This window comes from Nocardia violaceofusca NBRC 14427 (genome assembly GCF_963869435.1).
GTDB classification, from domain to species: domain Bacteria; phylum Actinomycetota; class Actinomycetes; order Mycobacteriales; family Mycobacteriaceae; genus Nocardia; species Nocardia aobensis.
Genome location: NZ_CAWMPM010000001.1, coordinates 175,576 through 191,420 on the forward strand (window position 1 = coordinate 175,576; position 15,845 = coordinate 191,420).

Sequence of the window (15,845 nt, forward strand, 5' to 3'; positions counted from 1 at the left end):
GTGGTACCTGTTCCTTCCGCAGATCCGGCTCGATATGGCCGATATCGTGGCGCGGGCCCGCGCGGCCGAGACCGGCGGATTCGACGGTATCGCCTTCATCGATCATCTGCGGGCGCCCGGCGCCGAACAGCAGCCGCTGTGGGAGGCGATGACGGTGGCCGCCTGGGTGGCCGCGCGCACCGAACGGTTGCGCATCGGTCACCTGGTGCTCTGTGATGCGCTGCGCCATCCCGCGATGCTGGCGAAACAGGCGGTGGCGCTGCAGGAGGCGAGCGGTGGCCGGTTCGAACTCGGGCTCGGTTCGGGGTCGGTGCCGAAGGAGCTGACCGATTTCGACATCGGCCACGAAGACGGCCCCGCCCGCCGGGCCCGGCTGGAACGCACACTGGCGCTGCTGCCGCGGTATTGGGCGGGCGAGGGGGACCTCGCCCTGGCACCTATGCCGACCTCGCGGATCCCGATCGTGATCGGCGGGTCCGGTCCCGCCACCATGGCGCTGGTGCGTCGCTACGCGGACTGGTGGAACCTGCCGGCCAACCAGCTCGACCGGCTGCCGCGACTGCGGGCGGAGGCGGGGTCGGCGCGCGTGTCCACCCAGCAGTTGGTGGGTTTCGTAGGCCGCGGCGCCGATCCCGGCCAGGTGCGTGCGCTGAGCCTGCGCCGATTCGGTTATCTGGCAAGCGGATTGGTGTGCGGAAACGCCGAGGAGCTGATCGCCCACTTCGCCGCTGCCGTCGAGCAGGGCGTCGAACGGTTCTACGTCTGGTTCACCGATTTCGCGAAACCGGAGACTCTCGCCGAATTCGGTGAGGCAGTCATCGGTGGCGTGCGGGGCGCCCGGCCGTAGCGCCCGGAGGGCGCTACCGTTGTGCCAGTAGCACTTCCGACTGCTGAACCGATCCGGTGATGCCGCTCGCGTCCTGCCCGGCGAGCAGTACCGCGGCCTCCGCCATCGTTTCCGGTGGCTCGACCATCTCCGGGGGAATCCGCCGTCCGCCCCCGCCCGCCTGCCATCCCTCGGTGAGAACCACTCGCGAGGGGCACAGGCAGTTCACCGCGACATTGTCCGCACGCAGATCGGCCGCCAGCCCCAGATACATGCGTTCCACCGCGGCCTTGGATATCCAATAGGCGTTGGCGCCGCGATCGAGCATGCCGACACCAGTGGTCGTGATGGCGATCATCGAACCGCCACCACGGGCGCGCAGCAGCGGAATCGCGGCCCGGGTGACATGGAAGACGCCGGTGAGGTTGACGTCCAGGCAGCGCTGCCAGCGCGCGTCCGGGGTGGATTCGATCGGGCTCAGCGCGAGGACCCCGGCATTCGCGACGACGATGTCGATTCCGCCGAATGCGGAAATCGTTGCCGCCAGAGCAGTGTCGACCGATTCGGCGTCGGTGACGTCGCACGCCACCGGCAGGGCCCGGCCGCCGGATGCGGTGATGCGCTGCGCCACCGAGTGGATGGTTCCGGGTAACCGCCCTGGTTCCCGCGAGCGAGCGGCGACGGCCACCTCGGCCCCCGCCGCCGCCAGACCGTGTGCGATCGCGGCGCCGATACCACGGCTGGCGCCCGCCACGAACGCGACTTTGCCCGTCAGAGCGGTCATTTGGGCGGAAAGCGCAGCGCGCCGTCGAGGCGGATGACCTCACCGTTGAGGTAATCGTTCTCCACGATGGACTGCACCAGTTGCGCGTATTCCGGGGACCGGCCCATCCGCTTGGGATGCGGAACCTGTTTGCCCCAATAGGTTTCCAGCTGATCGGCGGCCTTACCGTAGGCCGGGGTGTTGAACGTGCCGGGTGCGATGGTCACCACCCGGATACCCAGCGGCGACAGGTCGCGTGCGGCGACCAGGGTCATGCCGACCACGCCGCCCTTGGCCGCCGAATACGGCAACTGCCCGATCTGGCCCTCGTAGGCGGCGATCGAGGCGGTGTTGACGATGACACCTCGCCGGCCCTCCTCTTCCGGCTCCGACTGCGCGATCGCCGCGGCCGAGAGCCGCAGCACGTTGAACACGGCGGTGAGATAGAACTCGATCGTGGTGCGGAAGCCGTCCAGCGCGAGCGGGCTGCCGTCCTTGCCGACCAATCGGCCACCGCTGGCCGGTCCGCCGTGCGCGTCCACCGAGATGCGCAGCGGGCCCAGCGATTGCGCCTCGGCGATCGCCGCCTGCACCGACTCCTCGCTGGTGGCATCGGTGTGCACATAGCGGATACCGAGTTCGGCGGCGAGCTCCTTGCCCTTGTCGTCGGCGACGTCGGCCACCACCACCCTGGCTCCCGCGGCGTGCAGCCGTCGCACGGTCGCCTCGCCCAGTCCGCCGGTTCCGCCCACCACGATCGCGGAGCTACCGCTGATCTCCATGACACTGCCCTCTCTTGAAATCAACACTCTCTTACTGAGAGAATAATGTTCTCATGAACATTAGCATGATCCTCGAGATGGCGGCCTCGGCCGGAAACCGGCCGGTGATCACCGTCGACGGCCGATCTCTCACGGCGGCGCAGCTGCTACGGCTGGCGCGCCGCGCGGCCGCGGACTTCGCCGACAGTTCGGCGGTGCTGTATCTGGGCGCGAACCACCTGGCCTATCCGGTGGCGCTGTTCGGCGCGGTCCTGGCCGCGGTGCCGTTCGTGCCGCTGAACTATCGACTCGGCGAACACCAGCTGTCGGCACTGCTGGCACGGCATCCGGGTGCGCGGGTGCTGCGCCCCGAGGATCTGGACGCCCTGGTGGAAATCGATGCGGCACAGCCCGATCCGGAACCGCAGCCGGCACCGTGGGACGGTGATGCGGTGGCCGCGATCATCTACACCAGCGGCACCACCTCCGAACCCAAGGCGGCGCTGCTGCGGCACCGGCATCTGATGGCCTACCTGCTGAACACGATGGAATTCGGCGCGGCCGCGGAATCCGACGCCGCCCTGGTGTCGGTGCCGCCCTACCACATCGCCGGCCTCACCAACCTGCTGTCCAATCTCTACAGCGGCCGCCGGGTGGTGTATCTGCCCGCGTTCGACCCGCAGCGATGGCTGGACACTGTTCGGGCCGAACGGATCACGCACGCCATGCTGGTGCCGACCATGCTGGCCCGCATCGTCACCGCGGCCGACAATGCCGCCGCGGACACACCGACACTGGCGAGCCTGGCCTACGGCGGTTCGCGGATGCCGCGACCGGTACTGGAGCGGGCGCTGGCGATGTTCCCCGGCACCGGCTTCGTCAATGCCTACGGCCTCACCGAAACCGCCTCCTCGGTGGCGGTGCTCGGCCCGGAGGATCACCGCGCCGCGCAGGCCGCGACCGATCCCGCGATCCGCGAGCGGCTGGGCTCCGTCGGCCGGGCGCTGCCCGGCGTCGAATTCGACATCCGCAGCGCCGCGGGAGAATCGCTGCCCATCGGGCAGACCGGCCTCGTGTTCGTGCGCGGCGAGCAGATCTCGGGGGAATACGGTGCGCGCACCGCGCTCGACGCGAACGGCTGGTTCGGCACCCGCGATCTGGGCAGGCTGGACGACGACGGCTATCTGTTCATCGAGGGCCGCGCCGACGACACGATCATTCGCGGCGGGGAGAACATCGCGCCGGCCGAAATCGAGGACGTGCTCCTGACCCACCCCGGCATCAGCGAGGCCGCGGTGATCGGGGTGGCCGACCCGGAATGGGGGCAGCGGCTGATCGCGGTCGTGGTGGGCGCCGGTGATCCCGAAGAGATCAAGCGGTGGGTGCGCGAGCGGATGCGGTCCTCGAAGACGCCCGACGCGATCGTGTTCCGCGCCGAACTGCCCAAGACCGAAACCGGAAAACTGTTGCGCCGCAACCTCGTCGCCGAATTGGAGAGCTCCCATGCCTGAAGCCGTCATCGTGTCCGCCGTGCGGACCCCCATCGGCACCGCGCGCAAGGGCACGCTGCGTGATACCAACGCCTTCGACCTCGCCCACCACGTGGTCGCGGCCCTCGCGCGCGATATCGACCCGGGCCGGGTGGACGACGTCGTCCTCGGCGAAGGCCGCTACGGCGGCGGGGTGCTGGCTCGCCACGCCGCGGTCACGGCGGGGCTCACCACGGTGCCGGGTCTGGCCGCCAACCGGCACTGCGCGGCGGGAATGGCCGCGGTGCAGAGCGCGGCGGCCGGAATCCGCGCGGGGATGGACGAACTCGTCATCGCGGGTGGTGTGAATTCCGATTCGACCGGGCCGCGGGTGCGGTTCCGGGTCGGTGCCGACGAATGGATCGACCCGTGGGTCTCGCCGTCGCATCCGAACCGCCCGGACGCGCCGAATCTGGACATGTCGATCACCGTCGGCTGGAATACCGCCGTCAAGGCCGGGATTTCGCGCTCGGAGATGGACGCCTGGGCCTTGCGTTCGCACCGCAACGCGATCGCGGCCATCGACGAGGGCCGGTTCAAGGAGGAGATCGTCCCGATCGAGACGCCGCACGGCGAATTCTGCGTCGACGAACATCCGCGCCGCGACACCAGCCTGGAACGCCTCGCGGGACTGAAGGTGCTGCATCCGGAGATCGAGGGGTTCTCCGTCACCGCGGGTAACGCCTCCGGATCCAACGACGGCGCCGCCGCGCTGGCGATCGCCTCGGATCGGCTGGGCCTGCCGGTGCTGGGCGTCATCCGCTCGTGGGCGTCGGTGGGAGTGGACCCGGCCGACACCGGCCTGGCGCCGATCGAGGCGATCACCAAAGCGGTTGCGCGGGCGGGTATCTCACTGTCGGAGGTGAAGCTGATCGAAATCAACGAGGCCTTCGCCTCGGTTCCGCTGGCCGCGGTCAAGGCGCTGGACCTGGATCCCGAGCGGGTGAACTACAGCGGCAGCGGCTGCTCGCTGGGGCATCCCGTGGCCGCCACCGGCGCGCGCATGATCGTCACCCTGGTCCACGAATTGCGCCGTCGCGGTGGCGGATTCGGTATCGCGGCGCTGTGCGCCGGTGGCGGGATGGGATCGGCGACCGTGGTCGAGGTGCCCGCCCCGTGACCACCGCCGGGCGGGAGGCCAAGCGGCTGCTCACCGCCGCCCGGGACGGTTCCCTGCGAGCCACCGGGCGGCTGCTGAGCATGGTCGAGAACGGCAGCCGCGACGAGGTTCTCGCGCTGCTCGGCCCGGTCACGCCTCGGGTCCTGGGCGTCACCGGGCCGCCGGGCGCCGGGAAGTCGACCACGGTCGCGGCACTGGTCGGCACGTACCGGGCGCAGGGGGCACGAGTGGCCGTCCTGGCGGTGGATCCGTCCTCGCCCTACAGCGGCGGCGCCCTGCTCGGTGACCGCATCCGGATGTCGGCCCACGTCGGTGACCCCGGTGTGCTGATCCGCTCGGTGGCCACCCGTGGGCATATCGGCGGCCTGGCTGCCGTGGTGCCGGCCGCGATCCGGCTCCTCACCGACCTCGGCTACGACCGGATCGTGGTCGAGACGGTCGGGGTCGGGCAATCGGAGATCGAGGTCGCCGCGGTCGCCGATCCGACCGTGGTCATTCTGAATCCCGGTGCGGGAGACGCGATTCAAGCCGCCAAGGCGGGGCTGCTGGAGGTCGCCGACATCCTCGTGGTGAACAAGGCCGACCGGCCCGGCGCCGACCGGACGGTGCGGGAACTGCGCGGTGAATCGTCGGCCCCCATCCTCACCCTCGTCGCCGAGAACGGCACCGGAATACCCGAACTGGCCCGGGCCATCGACGCGCACCAGCGCGGCGACGACCCGGAACGCCGCATCGCCCGCGCCCGCGTGCAGATCCTGTCGCTGGTGCACACCAGAGTGCGAGCCCACCCGGATCTGGACCGCCTCGCCGCGGACGTCGCCGCGGGGACGGTGGATGCCTATACCGCCGCGGAACGGCTGGTGCCACGCTCCGCCGCCGTTCCGGCGCCGGCCATCCGGTGGTGAGCGCGCGGGGGGTGGTCGCTCACCACTCGGGATCGCGGCGGTAGATCGCGCGATACTCCCGGGCGAAGCCGCGCCGCCCGAGCACCCGCCAGGCCAGGCGTGCCGCCGGCGGCATCTCCGCGAGAAGTTTGCGCCGCTGGGATTCGGACGCCGTGTGCATCATGAAGCCGAGAAAGACCAGTTGGCGGTTCCTCGGCATCTGCGCGCGGCCGCGCTCGCCGAGAGCCCGCCACTCCGCGACGGTCATGACCTCCTCGACGACGGCCAGGACCTGGCGTTCCTCTTCGGCCAGGTGTTCGTCCAGGGCGGCGGCGAGCGTCCGCAGGGTTTCGGCGAGCCGATCACGCACCGAAGCCGATGCGGCCGTCGTGAATTCGTCCGCGTCACGCCGCGCGCGCCGAACCAGCTCCGCGATGCGCTCGTGCTGTTCCTCCATGCGCAGTATCGCGCCGGCATGCATCGGGGCGCGTTCGAGCAGCAGCGGCCACATCAGCTCGTCCTCGCCGGTGTGATGCTCGTGCAGTCCGGTGCACAACTCGTCCAGGAACGCCGCGAGCTGCCGGGCGCGCTCGACCTCGCCCGCATCGACCCGGGCGACGAGGCCGGGAAGCGCGCGGAAGTGACTGCGAAAGGCGTTGTGCACGACGAGCATGTCGAAGGTATCGGGGCGGGTGGGCGCAACGGCGGTGGACATGGCGGCTCCTGTTGGTGTCGAGAACTGCGACGAGGGTGACGCCGGCCGCTTGCAGCCGACTCGAGACGCACTTGGCGGCCGCCGTCCTAGACTTTGCGCATCATGGTTCGGATTCGGGTCCTCGGAGCGCTGACCGCGTCGGACGAGCACGGTGAACTCGATCTCGGCGGTCCGCGGCAGCGCGGCGTACTGGCCCGGCTGCTGGTCGCCCGGGGCGAGGTGGTGCCGGTCGACCGACTGATCGACGACCTGTGGCGGGGCGAGCCGCCGCCGCGGGCGTTGGGCTCGCTGCAGGCCTACGTATCCAATCTGCGGCGGCTGCTGGAGCCGGAACGAGCGCCGCGCGCACCGGCAGCGGTTCTGGTCAGCCGCGCCCCCGGATACGCGCTGCGGCTCGGCACCGAGGCGGTCGATGCCTGGTTGTTCGGCGCGGAGCTGGATCTGGCCGCGCGACAGACGGATCCACAGCGGCGGCGCCGCGCCCTCGAGCAGGCGCTGGCACGCTGGCAGGGCCCTGCGTACGGAGCCTATGCGCAGGAGGCCTGGGCGACCGCGGAGGCGGCGCGGCTCGAGGAATTGCGGCTCAGTGCGCGCGAACAGCTGGCGGCGGCGCTGCTCGATCAGGACGAACCCGCGCTGGCGGCGGCCGAAGCCGAAGTCCTGACCCGCGAACACCCGTTGCGTGAGGAGGCCTGGCGGCTCACCGCGCTGGCGCGCTATCGGGCCGGGCGCCAAGCGGACGCACTCGCCGCACTGCGGCAGGCGCGCGAGATCCTCGCCGACGAACTCGGCATCGATCCGGGTCCCGCGCTGACGCGATTGGAAGCCGACATTCTCGCGCAGCGAATCCCGGTGCAGGAGAGAGTGATCGCGGAGTCGTTCCCGCCGCGCGACCCGGCCCCGGCGTCCACGGCGACCGTCCTGTTCGGCCGCGACGCCGAACTCGCCGCGCTGCATGCGGCCGCCCGAGGCGACGGACCACGGACGGCGACCGTGGCGGGTGAGGCGGGCAGCGGGAAAACCGCTCTGCTGCACCGTCTTCGCGACGACGTGCGCGACACGGGATATCGCGTGGTGATCGGTCGCTGCCCGGAGGACGAGGCCGCCCCGTCGGCGTGGCCGTGGGTCGAGATCCTGCGGACCCTGGCCGGTGAGCACCATCCCGGGGAACTGGCGCCCGCACTCGCGCCGCTGCTCACCGACGGCGCGGGGCCTGATCGGGCCGACCGCGCGCACGGCCGTTTCCTGCTGCACCGGGCGGTGATCGACTATCTCACCACTGTGGCGCACGCGCGGCCGCTGGCGATCCTGCTCGACGACGCCCATCGGTGTGATGCCGAGACCGCGGCGCTGCTCGCCGCGGTGGCCACCCGGGCGCCGGTCTTCATGGTGATCGGCTACCGGCCGGACGAGGTGCCGCCCGCGCTGGCCGATGCGCTGGCGAGCTCGGCGACCACTGTCCAGGCGCGAATCCGGTTGCGCGGCCTCGGGGCCGCCGACAGTGCCCGGCTCGTCGGCACTCTGATCGGAGGCGTACCCGCGGCTCCGGTGGTGGCGACATTGCACGATCGCACCGGCGGCAATCCCTTCTACCTCATCGAGATCGCGCGCCTGTTGCAGAGCGAGGGTGAGCTGGTCGCCGCGTCCGAGGTCCCCGACGGTGTGCGAGATGTGCTGCGCCGCAGGCTGTCCCGGCTTCCCGAGACGGCCGTGTCCGTACTGCGTCTGGCCGCGGTGATCGGCCGCGAGTTCGACCTCGCGGTTCTGGTGCGGGCCGCGGAGGTGGGGGAGGAGGAGGTGCTGGACGCGGTCGAGGCCGGAGTGGTCGCCGGGCTCCTGCACGAACCCGCCAGTGGGCGAGCGCGTTTCGCCCATGTCCTGGTGCGGGACACGTTGCTGGGGGATCTGTCGCGGATCCGCCGCGACCGCTGGCATCGCCGCATCGGCGCCGCGGTCGAGGAGCTCGACCCGACCGATCTCACCGCCCTCGCCTACCACTACGGGGAATCGGTGACACCGCAGACCGCGCGGCGAGCCGCCGACTACGCGGTGGCCGCGGCGCAGCGGGCCGAGCGGCGCTTCGCCCACGACGTCGCCGCCGCCGGATACGAACGCGCGGCCCGCGCGCTCGAACGCCATCCCGGCGGCGATACCGTCGACGAGCGGGTGGCATTGCTGTGCCGAGCCGGACGCAGTCACCTCGTCTGCGGCGCCGGCCTCGCCGCGCGCGCCGCCCGCGACCGCGCCGCGACGCTGGCCGAGGACGCCGATCGGCCCGACCTGCTGGTGCGGGCGTTCACCGCCTGGGAGGCCCCGACGCCCTGGATGAACCGGCGCTACGGTGTCGTCGACCACGCCGTGGTCGCCCGCCTCGAGACCGCGCTGCGGTATCCCGGTCTGGCAGCCGCCGACCGGTGCCGGCTGTCGGTCGCGCTGGTCGAGGAGATCGGTGGCGCCGAACTCGACCGGGCGCGCCGGGTGGCCGCTGACGCCGAGGCTCTCGCCCGCGACCTCCGCGACGACACACTGCTCGCACCGGCGCTGCAGGCCCGGGCTTCGCTCTACGACAGTCCGGATCGCGGTGCGCTCGGCGCGGAACTGATCGAGATCGGGCAGCGCAACGATCACCATGCCTACCTGCTGCTGGGTCACACCGTCGCGCTGCAGGCCGCCGCCTTCGCCGGCGATCTCGAGGCGGCCCGCGCACATCTCGCGGCGGCCACCGTGCCGGCCGACCGATATCAGTGGCGGCAAGCCCAGGCGGCGAACGCGATGGCCCGGGGACTGCTGGCACTGGTGGGCGGCGACGCCGACGACGCCGAGCGGCGCTACGTGGAGGCCGCCGAATTGCTCGCCCGCACAGGCATTTTCAATGCCGGCACCCTCCCGCTCATGGCGCTGTTCACGGTCCGCCTGTATCAGGGCCGGGCCGGGGAACTGGCCGAGACGATCGAGGAATTCATCCGAAGCGCCTCGGCGGACACCGCGGACGCGACCGTCGACTTCCACGCGCTCGTCCTGCTCGCCGCCGGTGACCGGGCGGCGGCGGCCCGCGTCCGAAGCCGCGCGCGACCGGTTCCCGAAGACCTGTTCCGCTCGCTGTTCCTCACCCTGCGCGGCATGGTGATCGCGGCGCTCGGCACGGCGGAGGAGGCCACCGCCATCTACCGGGACCTGCTGCGGTATCGCGATCGTCTCGGTGGCGCCGACACCGGGTCGTTCACCGTCGGCCCGGTCGATCTCGTGCTGGGAGACCTGGCGGCGCGGTGCGGCGATCCGGATCTCGCCGGCGGACACCACCGTGCGGCCCTGCGCCTCGCCGAGGGCTGCGCGAACCAGGGGTGGATCGACGCCGCTCGCGTGCGTCTCGACCACTGATCGGTCACTGGTCGCTCACAAGCCGGATCCGGATCGTCGGTACCCGACCGCCTTCCGACCCGAGGAGCTCCCGTGCCCGACACCCGCCGTATCGCCACCGACCTGCGCCTGAAGACCGTGACCAGCCTGCACCGCACACTGCTCGACGTCACCGGTGGCCGCATCGGTACCCGCTTCAAGAACATGCCCACGCTCACCCTGACCACCGCCGGCCGACGCAGCGGGCGGCCGCACACCGTGGTGCTCACGGTCCCGATCGTGGACGGTGACCGCTATCTGGTCGTGGCGTCGCGGGGCGGAGACGCCGTCTCGCCCGCCTGGTACCACAACCTGTGCGCCGAACCCCGCGTCGAGGTGTCCTTCCGGCACGGGGCCGCACGTCCCATGACCGCGCGCGTACTCACTCCGGCCGAACGCGAGGCGCGGTGGCCGCAGGTGGTGCGGGCCTATCCGGGCTATGCGGACTATCAGAAGCGCACGGCCCGGCGGATTCCGCTGATCGAGTTGTCGCCGCGCGGCGAGTGAGCACCCCGTATGACGCGCACCGGATGTGCTGTGCGGCAGTGTATTCGGGCTATGGGAAGCGCACCATGGCTTCCTGCGCGAAGGAGGCGACCAGTGCACCGTTCTCGGTGAACACGTCCCCCCGGCCGAAGCAGCGGCCCTGCGCCATCACCGGGCTGTCCTGGCGCAGCAACAGCCACTCGTCGGTGCGGAACGGCCGGTGGAACCAGAGGGTGTGGCTGGTGACCGCCGAGCGGAACGCGGTGCCGTTGCCGCGCTGGCACACCCCCTCGAGCGGGCGCAGCGCGGTGCCGATCAGCGTGAGGTCGGTGGCGTAACCGGTCAACGCCGGCGCGAGCGCGACGTCGGCGGCCGGTGTTCGCATCCACAACTCGAATTCCGGTGCGGCCGAACCGGTGTCGTCGAGATCGACGTTCGTCCGTGTCTCCCACGGGATGATGTCGAAGCCGGCCTTGTGTTCGGCCGAGAGCAGCGGTCCGATCGGCGCGGTCGCCTGCTGCTCGGGGCCGTCGTCGGCGGCGTGCAGTGAAATCGCCGCGCTGGCAACGATTCCCGAGGCCTGCTCGGCCAGCACGGTGACCGAGGCGAAGGTCCGCCCCTGATGCTGGACCTGGACGCGGTATCGCAGCGCCTCGTCCGGTTTACCCTCGCGAGGAAACAGCGCGTGCAGCGATTTGACGGACTTGTCCGGACAGGTCAGTTGCGCGGCGCGGACGAATTGCGCCAGCAACTGGCCGCCGAAGATCCGGTAGTACCCCAGGCTCTGGTTGGGGCCGGAGAACACCGCGGTATCGCGGTCGTCGCCGGCCGGAACCGAACGCAGGTCGAGACAAGCGAGAAGGTCGCTCCACAGATCGGGCATGAGTCCGAGTGTAAGCGACCTTCTCTATAATGAGAATTGAATTCTCAGTCTTGAGCAAAGCCGTGAGCGCAGAAGTTCCAGACTTCCTCGGCGGTGATCGGGTGGGTGGTCTCCTCGTCGGTGCCGCCGGTGGACTGCGCGGTGAACATCACCGTCTGCATGACCATCGCCGCGGTCCGGCGCGCATTGAGTTCCTTGCGCAATCGGCCCTGCTCCTGGGCCTTCTCCATCAACTCCGTGATCAGGCCCAGCAGCGGTGCATGCGCCACCTTCACCTGCGCGGGATGTGAAACCAGCAGCTGCGGAGCGAAATCCGTGAACAGCGGCCGCTGCGCGGTCGGATCCGGACGGCTCAGTTCGAACAGCAGCTCGATGGTCACCCGCAGCTGGTCGATCGGATCGTCCTGCCCGTCGGCGGCCGCCCGGAGCTGGTCCGCGGTGCGGCTGAGCGCATCCTCGAACAGGGCCAGCAGCAGTTCGTGTTTACCGTCGAACTGCAGGTAGAAGCTGCGCAGCGATTGTTTGGAGCGGTCCACCACTTCCTGCACGGTGAAATCGGTGGTGCCCTTTTCGGTGATGATGGCCTGGGCCGCGTCGAGGAAGCGCTGTACTCGCTGTTCGGCACGCAATTTCGCGGTCCGGATCGAGCGCTCGACGGCGCGTTGCTTCCAGGCGGGCTCTTCGCTGGGGCTGCTCACGGTCGGCTCGGTCCTTGGTTATGTGTGCAGAACATGAATGCACTGTACCGGAGAATGTCATGTTCCCGGCCACTGAGGGCGCGTGTTCGGGAACGGCACGAGAGACTGTTACTTTCTGTTGTGGAGAATGCTATTCTCGCGTCGGTAGGCAGTCTAGTGGCCAGAGAGGCGGTCCGGGATGCTTTTGGAGTTCGACTCCGAACAAAGACTCTGGCGTGACACCGTGCGCGAGGCGGTCGGCAAACAGTGTCCGGCGTCGCTGATCCGCGAGATCGCCGACAAGGGCGGCGACCCGATGCCGTTGTGGCGCACCTACATCGAGCTGGGCTGGACCGAATTGACCGGCGACGCGGCCGCTGTCGAGCTGGCGATCGTCCTCGAGGAACTGGGCCGGGCGACCGATCCCACGCCGTATCTGGCCACGATGACCCAATTCGCCCCGCTGGCAACGGAATTCACCGATGCCGCGGTGGCCGGCACGGCCGTGTACGAGGGTGTCGACGCGGTCCTCGACGCCGACGGCTGGGTGCTCGGCGGCACCGCCCACCACGTCCTCGACGGCGACCGCGCCGAACGGTTCGCGGTGGTGACCCCGGCGGGTGTGTTCGTGGTGCCGGCGGCCGAGGTGCAGGTGCGCCGCAGCGCGGTCTTCGATCCGGTGCTGCACATCGCCGAGGTGCGCTTCGACGGCGTGCGCGCCGGACACGATCGGCGCAGCACCGTGGATGTGGCGCGGGCGCGCCAATTCGCCGCCACCGGGATGGCTCTGACCGTCGTCGGCGCCTGCCAGCGGATTCTGGACCTGGTGCTGGACCATGTGCGCGCCCGCCATCAGTTCGGCGTGCCGATCGGCTCGCTGCAGGCGGTCAAACACAAGGCCGCCGATATGCACGTGGCGATCGAGCGGGCCCGGGCGCTGGCCTATTTCGCGGCGCTGACCATCGCCGAGGACGACCCGCGCCGGGCGCTGGCGGCCTCGATGGCGAAGGCCGGCGCGGGGGAGTGTCAGAACGTGGTGTTCCGCAACGGATTACAGCTGTTCGGAGCCATGGGTTTCACCTGGGAGAACGACCTGCAGTTCGCGCTCAAACGAGCCCAGGCCGGCGAGCTGATGCTCGGCGGTGCGGCCGAACACCGGGCGCTGATCGCCGAGGAGTGCCGTGCAACTGAGATTTGACGACGACGTCGAGGAGTTCCGGGCCGAATTCGTGGCCTTCCTCGACGCCCATCTGCCCGATGCGGCCACCGCGAGCCGGCGGCGGTCGCATTCCAGTGCCGACGTGCCCGAATGGGCGCGTGACTGGCAGCGGCTGCAGTTCGATCACGGCTGGCTGCTGCCCGGCAATACGCCCGAATTCGGCGGGCGCGATGCCACCATCCTGCAGCAGTACGTGCATCTGCAGGAGTTGTCGAACCGGCGCATTTATCACAGCTTCAATCCGCAGGGCGTCGGAATCGTCGCCGCCTCGCTGCTGTCGTTCGGCACCGAGGAGCAGAAAACCCGGTGGGCGAGAAGGATTCTGCGCGCGGAGATCACCGCCGCGCTCGGCATGAGCGAACCCGGCGCGGGATCGGATCTGGCCGGTCTGCGCACCCGGGCCGTGCGCGACGGTGACGAATTCGTCGTCGACGGGCAGAAGGTGTGGACCTCGGGCGCCCACGACGCCGATGTGCTGCTGACCTTCGTGCGCACCGACCCGGACGCGCCGAAACACAAGGGGATCAGCGTGCTGCTGATTCCCACCGACACCCCCGGCGTGACGCGACGACCGTTCGCCTCGGTCTGCGGTCCGCACGATCTGGATTTCAACGAGGTGTTCTTCGAAGGTGCGCGGGTGCCGGCGCAGAATCTGGTCGGCCCGCTGCACGGGGGGTGGGGCGTCGCGAACGGTTCACTCGGACACGAACGCACACTGCTGTGGTTGTCCTACGCGGATCGGCTCGCGGAACTGGCCGCCGATTTCGCCCCGGAGACGGTGCTCGATCGTGATCACTACGCCACATTGATCATGGACAGCTACGCCCTGCGGCTGCTCGGCTCGGCGGCGCTGGCCCGCGCCGCGCGCGGCGAACAGGATGTGGCGGCGCTGTCGGTGCTGAAGGTCTTCGGCTCCGAGGCGGTGCAGACCGCCTCCGGACATGCCCTGCGCGCGCAGGGAGCCCGCGGCCTGATCCATCCGGCGCGGACCACGCCGTTCAACCCGCTGAATCTGGATGCCTTCGGCGCCAGCTGGTTCGAGCGCTACACCCGCAGTTTCGCCGGGACGATCGCCGGCGGCACGTCCGAAATCCAGCGCAACATCATCGCCGAGCGCGTGCTCGGCCTGCCCCGAGGCTGAGGAGTCGTCGTGTACATCACCTACGAGGCCGCCGACAGGATCGCGACCATCACCCTGAACCGGCCGGAGGCGGCCAACGCGCAGAACGGCGAACTGCTCGACGAACTCGACGCAGCCTGGACCCGCGCCGCCACCGACGACGAGGTGTCGGTGATCGTGTTGCGCGCCAACGGGAAACACTTCTCCGCCGGACACGATCTGAAGGACCGGTCCTGGCCGGACGCGTCGACGATCACCCTCGACCGCATCTACGCCATCGAGTCGCGGCGTTATCTGGAGTACTCGCTGCGCTGGCGCAACACCCCGAAACCGTCGATCGCCGCGGTCCAGGGCCGCTGTATCGCCGGTGGGCTGCTGCTGTGCTGGCCGTGCGATCTGATCGTCGCCGCCGAGGACGCGCAGTTCTCCGACCCGGTGGTGCTGATGGGCATCGGTGGGGTCGAATATCACGGGCACACCTGGGAATTGGGTCCACGCAAGGCCAAGGAGATCCTGTTCACCGGGCGCCCGATCACCGCGCGGGAGGCCGAACAGGTCGGCATGGTCAATACCGTCGTCCCGCGCGACGAACTGGACGCGCAGACCCGGGCATTGGCCGAACGCATCGCCGCGATGCCGCCGTTCGGTCTGCGCCAGGCCAAGCGCGCGGTCAATCAGACCCTCGATGTGCAGGGCTTCTACGCGGCCATCCAGTCGGTGTTCGACGTGCACCAGACCGGGCACGGCAATGCGCTCAGCGTCAACGGTTATCCGATTCTGGTGAACCTGGACGAGATGAAACAGAAGATCGAGTGAAGGGCATATCCATGCGCAACAAGATGATTCGCGGTGCGGCGGGTCTGTGCGGCATCGCGGTGATCGCGGCGGCGACCGTCACCGGCTGTAGCGACGACAAGTCCGACAACGCCACCCCCACCACGACAGCCGCCGCGGCGACCACCGCCGCCGCCGCGCCCGCCGCGGGATCGTCGGCGGCCGATCCGGCGACCACCAAGGCGGTCACCGACGCCTACGTGCTGTTCTTCGACGCCAAACAGCCCGCCGACAAACGCGCCGCCGCCGTGGAGAAGGGCGACGTCTTCGCGCCTGTGCTGGCTGCCCAGGCCGGCAACCCGCAGGCGCAGGGCACCTCCGCGACGGTCTCGAAGGTCACCACCGTCGACGCCGATCACGCCGACGTGACCTACACGCTGCTGATGGGCGGCAATCCGGTGCTGCCGGATCAGGCCGGGCAGGCCGTGCAGGAGAACGGGCAGTGGAAGGTCGCCGCCGCCACCTTCTGCGCTCTGCTGAAGTTGCAGGGCGGCACCGCGCCCGCCTGCTGATCGGTCGCTCCCGGCCCCCTGATCGACCCGCAGCGGCAGGGGGCACGCCGCCCCGGCCCGCGCGGCTGGCACACTGCAAGGGTCCCGCCGATCACCGCGGGGCGATGCGAGCGCCGGCCG

Annotated in this window: 15 protein-coding genes; 10 read left to right on the forward strand and 5 right to left on the reverse strand. The window is 70.1% G+C overall.

Going from position 1 to position 15,845, the window contains the following annotated elements:
- The first annotated feature begins 34 nt into the window (after positions 1 to 34).
- The gene (locus tag AC5592_RS00895; RefSeq protein ID WP_063063179.1) at positions 35 to 847 is read left to right on the forward strand and encodes an LLM class flavin-dependent oxidoreductase; all 813 of its coding nucleotides are present in this window, start codon (positions 35 to 37) and stop codon (positions 845 to 847) included.
- A gap of 13 nt (positions 848 to 860) precedes the next feature.
- Here AC5592_RS00895 and AC5592_RS00900 read toward each other — a convergent pair whose 3' ends face one another.
- Together AC5592_RS00900 and AC5592_RS00905 are read right to left on the reverse strand one after the other, a co-directional pair.
- The gene (locus AC5592_RS00900) at positions 861 to 1,610 is read right to left on the reverse strand and encodes an SDR family NAD(P)-dependent oxidoreductase (protein WP_036510083.1); all 750 of its coding nucleotides are present in this window, start codon (positions 1,608 to 1,610) and stop codon (positions 861 to 863) included.
- On the reverse strand, positions 1,607 to 2,371 hold the full coding sequence (locus AC5592_RS00905; protein WP_063063063.1) for an SDR family NAD(P)-dependent oxidoreductase: 765 nt from the start codon (positions 2,369 to 2,371) through the stop codon (positions 1,607 to 1,609). The genes AC5592_RS00900 and AC5592_RS00905 overlap by 4 nt, the downstream gene beginning before the upstream one ends.
- Positions 2,372 to 2,424: 53 nt before the next feature.
- Between AC5592_RS00905 and AC5592_RS00910 the strand changes: the two genes are divergently transcribed.
- The 3 genes from AC5592_RS00910 to AC5592_RS00920 are packed head-to-tail and all read left to right on the forward strand — an operon-like array spanning position 2,425 to position 5,904.
- Entirely contained in the window at positions 2,425 to 3,861 is a 1,437-nt protein-coding gene (locus AC5592_RS00910) for a class I adenylate-forming enzyme family protein (RefSeq protein WP_063063064.1), read from the forward strand.
- Positions 3,854 to 4,999 carry a thiolase family protein gene (locus AC5592_RS00915; RefSeq protein ID WP_063063065.1) on the forward strand — a complete coding sequence of 382 codons (1,146 nt, stop codon included), beginning with the start codon at positions 3,854 to 3,856 and terminating at the stop codon, positions 4,997 to 4,999. The genes AC5592_RS00910 and AC5592_RS00915 overlap by 8 nt, the downstream gene beginning before the upstream one ends.
- A complete protein-coding gene (locus AC5592_RS00920; RefSeq protein ID WP_063063066.1) occupies positions 4,996 to 5,904 on the forward strand; it encodes an ArgK/MeaB family GTPase in 909 nt (302 codons plus the stop codon). The genes AC5592_RS00915 and AC5592_RS00920 overlap by 4 nt, the downstream gene beginning before the upstream one ends.
- Positions 5,905 to 5,923: 19 nt before the next feature.
- On the opposite strand, the gene AC5592_RS00925 is transcribed toward AC5592_RS00920, so the two are convergent.
- Positions 5,924 to 6,598, reverse strand: coding sequence for a hemerythrin domain-containing protein (locus tag AC5592_RS00925; protein ID WP_063063067.1), 675 nt, complete (start codon positions 6,596 to 6,598; stop codon positions 5,924 to 5,926).
- 102 nt (positions 6,599 to 6,700) lie between these two features.
- Between AC5592_RS00925 and AC5592_RS00930 the strand changes: the two genes are divergently transcribed.
- Positions 6,701 to 9,976, forward strand: coding sequence for an ATP-binding protein (locus AC5592_RS00930; RefSeq protein ID WP_063063180.1), 3,276 nt, complete (start codon positions 6,701 to 6,703; stop codon positions 9,974 to 9,976).
- 72 nt (positions 9,977 to 10,048) lie between these two features.
- Positions 10,049 to 10,501, forward strand: a complete 453-nt coding sequence (locus tag AC5592_RS00935; RefSeq protein ID WP_371507048.1) for a nitroreductase/quinone reductase family protein — start codon at positions 10,049 to 10,051, stop codon at positions 10,499 to 10,501.
- Positions 10,502 to 10,550: 49 nt separating this feature from the next.
- Here AC5592_RS00935 and AC5592_RS00940 read toward each other — a convergent pair whose 3' ends face one another.
- A complete protein-coding gene (locus AC5592_RS00940; RefSeq protein ID WP_063063068.1) occupies positions 10,551 to 11,363 on the reverse strand; it encodes an acyl-CoA thioesterase in 813 nt (270 codons plus the stop codon).
- Between the two features lie 44 nt (positions 11,364 to 11,407).
- Positions 11,408 to 12,061, reverse strand: coding sequence for a TetR/AcrR family transcriptional regulator (locus tag AC5592_RS00945; RefSeq protein ID WP_036510110.1), 654 nt, complete (start codon positions 12,059 to 12,061; stop codon positions 11,408 to 11,410).
- 178 nt (positions 12,062 to 12,239) lie between these two features.
- Between AC5592_RS00945 and AC5592_RS00950 the strand changes: the two genes are divergently transcribed.
- The 4 genes from AC5592_RS00950 to AC5592_RS00965 are packed head-to-tail and all read left to right on the forward strand — an operon-like array spanning position 12,240 to position 15,725.
- Positions 12,240 to 13,238 (forward strand): acyl-CoA dehydrogenase family protein, encoded by a 999-nt coding sequence (locus tag AC5592_RS00950; RefSeq protein ID WP_063063182.1) that lies wholly within the window; start codon positions 12,240 to 12,242, stop codon positions 13,236 to 13,238.
- Entirely contained in the window at positions 13,222 to 14,400 is a 1,179-nt protein-coding gene (locus tag AC5592_RS00955; RefSeq protein ID WP_063063069.1) for an acyl-CoA dehydrogenase family protein, read from the forward strand. The genes AC5592_RS00950 and AC5592_RS00955 overlap by 17 nt, the downstream gene beginning before the upstream one ends.
- A gap of 9 nt (positions 14,401 to 14,409) precedes the next feature.
- Positions 14,410 to 15,195, forward strand: coding sequence for an enoyl-CoA hydratase (locus tag AC5592_RS00960; protein ID WP_063063070.1), 786 nt, complete (start codon positions 14,410 to 14,412; stop codon positions 15,193 to 15,195).
- Positions 15,192 to 15,725 carry an MTB12 C-terminal domain-containing protein gene (locus AC5592_RS00965; protein ID WP_232329138.1) on the forward strand — a complete coding sequence of 178 codons (534 nt, stop codon included), beginning with the start codon at positions 15,192 to 15,194 and terminating at the stop codon, positions 15,723 to 15,725. Before AC5592_RS00960 ends, AC5592_RS00965 begins: the two co-directional genes overlap by 4 nt.
- Positions 15,726 to 15,845: the final 120 nt, after the last annotated feature.

Bases quoted from the DNA above. Each gene is read 5' to 3' on its own strand.
- AC5592_RS00895 (WP_063063179.1), top strand. From the start codon at position 35: ATGGCCGATATCGTGGCGCGGGCCCGCGCGGCCGAGACCGGCGGATTC.
- AC5592_RS00950 (WP_063063182.1), top strand. From the start codon at position 12,240: ATGCTTTTGGAGTTCGACTCCGAACAAAGACTCTGGCGTGACACCGTG.
- AC5592_RS00915 (WP_063063065.1), top strand. From the start codon at position 3,854: ATGCCTGAAGCCGTCATCGTGTCCGCCGTGCGGACCCCCATCGGCACC.
- AC5592_RS00930 (WP_063063180.1), top strand. From the start codon at position 6,701: ATGGTTCGGATTCGGGTCCTCGGAGCGCTGACCGCGTCGGACGAGCAC.
- AC5592_RS00900 (WP_036510083.1), bottom strand. From the start codon at position 1,610: ATGACCGCTCTGACGGGCAAAGTCGCGTTCGTGGCGGGCGCCAGCCGT.
- AC5592_RS00925 (WP_063063067.1), bottom strand. From the start codon at position 6,598: ATGTCCACCGCCGTTGCGCCCACCCGCCCCGATACCTTCGACATGCTC.
- AC5592_RS00910 (WP_063063064.1), top strand. From the start codon at position 2,425: ATGAACATTAGCATGATCCTCGAGATGGCGGCCTCGGCCGGAAACCGG.
- AC5592_RS00905 (WP_063063063.1), bottom strand. From the start codon at position 2,371: ATGGAGATCAGCGGTAGCTCCGCGATCGTGGTGGGCGGAACCGGCGGA.
- AC5592_RS00940 (WP_063063068.1), bottom strand. From the start codon at position 11,363: ATGCCCGATCTGTGGAGCGACCTTCTCGCTTGTCTCGACCTGCGTTCG.